A 1,448-nucleotide genomic window follows, 5' to 3' on the forward strand; every position below is an offset into this window, starting at 1 on the left:
AAAAATACCTCTTACTCGAATTTGGGAACTTTGAGCAAGAGGCAAATGAAAAGCAATAAAATGCTTTATCAGATTATTATTCTTTCAAGGACTAGTATAACATAAAATCGTCTGCAAAATAGACGAAAAACCTGCACGCTTAATGCAGATCAAAAGCTTAACGCAAATGAAATAGATTGACCTCCCGATAACACCATGTGGTTAACGGGAGGTCAATCTATGAAATGCGATTAAGCTTTTTTCTAATTTGCATAAGCGTGCAGGTTTAAAACGCATAAAAAGTATAATGAAAAAAAGCATCATTATACTAACATTATCCCCTCATTATATCGCTATTATACTCACATTATAATGACCCACCTTAATCTCGCTTTATTCCAATTTCCATTTTGAGCAGAAACTTTACTCATATGATTTGGATTGGTTGTTAAGTTGGAATTAATCCAACTTAAAACCGGCACCAATCGCCACTGAAGTGGCTATCATATTCGCCTTTCTTTCTCAAAATGTTTTCTCGGCATAAATGCTTGTTTAAGGTTTGGCAAGCACTGGCTTTGCTAGCCACTCAATCGCTATCGCTCATTCGTGACTGCTCGCCTGCTTGTTGGGGGCAAGCCCCCAAAGCCCCCTACAAAATGCTAGCCATATATCAAAAAATAAACGTAAGCATAAACGCATTCACTTCTTTTCTATATAAATATGAACGAAGTGAATAAGCGTCGGAATAGCAGCAAAAAGTTTCCTTTTTGCTGTTGGAGCATGGGGGTTCAGGGGGAATGAGCGATAGCGAATGGTTCAGAGGCTCCATGTCAATGCCGAGCGAAAGCGAGCCGAAGGGAAGCATTTATATGGAGAAGAACCCCCTGATATGCTCCGACGCTTTATATAGAAAAGAAGATTTAACTAGGTAAAATCTTAATATAGGTTGAGATGATAAGGTTTATAAGGAATTTGTTTGTAGTAATTTTTGACTTGTTTTGTTGTAATTTCTTACATATTTTGTTGTATTTTTTTTACCACTGTGATAATATTTCAACTACATACCAAAATAAGAGGTGAATATAAAATGAAAGAAAGATATGGAACAGTATATAAAGGCTCTCAGAGGCTCATAGACGAGGAAAGTGGAGAAGTAATAGAGGTAGATAAGCTATACCGTAAACAAACGTCTGGTAACTTTGTAAAGGCGTATATCGTCCAATTAATAAGTATGTTAGATATGATAGGCGGTAAAAAGCTCAAGATTGTTAATTATATATTAGATAATGTACATCTAAGTAATAACACAATGATAGCAACTGTTAGAGAAATAGCAGAAGGAACAAATACAAGCACTAAAACCGTAAATACAACACTTAAAATCTTAGAAGAAGGAAATATCATTAAAAGAAGAACTGGAGCATTAATGTTAAACCCAGAATTACTGATGAGAGGTGACGACCAAAAAC

The 1,448-nt window shown here is 35.6% G+C and carries 1 protein-coding gene; it reads left to right on the top strand.

From position 1 onward, the window contains the following. Nucleotides 1-1,066: 1,066 nt before the first annotated feature. On the top strand, nucleotides 1,067-1,448 hold a 382-nt coding region (locus tag NSQ15_RS12485), incomplete at its 3' end, for a replication/maintenance protein RepL (protein ID WP_340747212.1).

This window comes from Staphylococcus sp. FSL W8-0774, assembly GCF_038006785.1.
In the GTDB taxonomy this organism is placed as follows: Bacteria; Bacillota; Bacilli; order Staphylococcales; family Staphylococcaceae; genus Staphylococcus; species Staphylococcus pasteuri.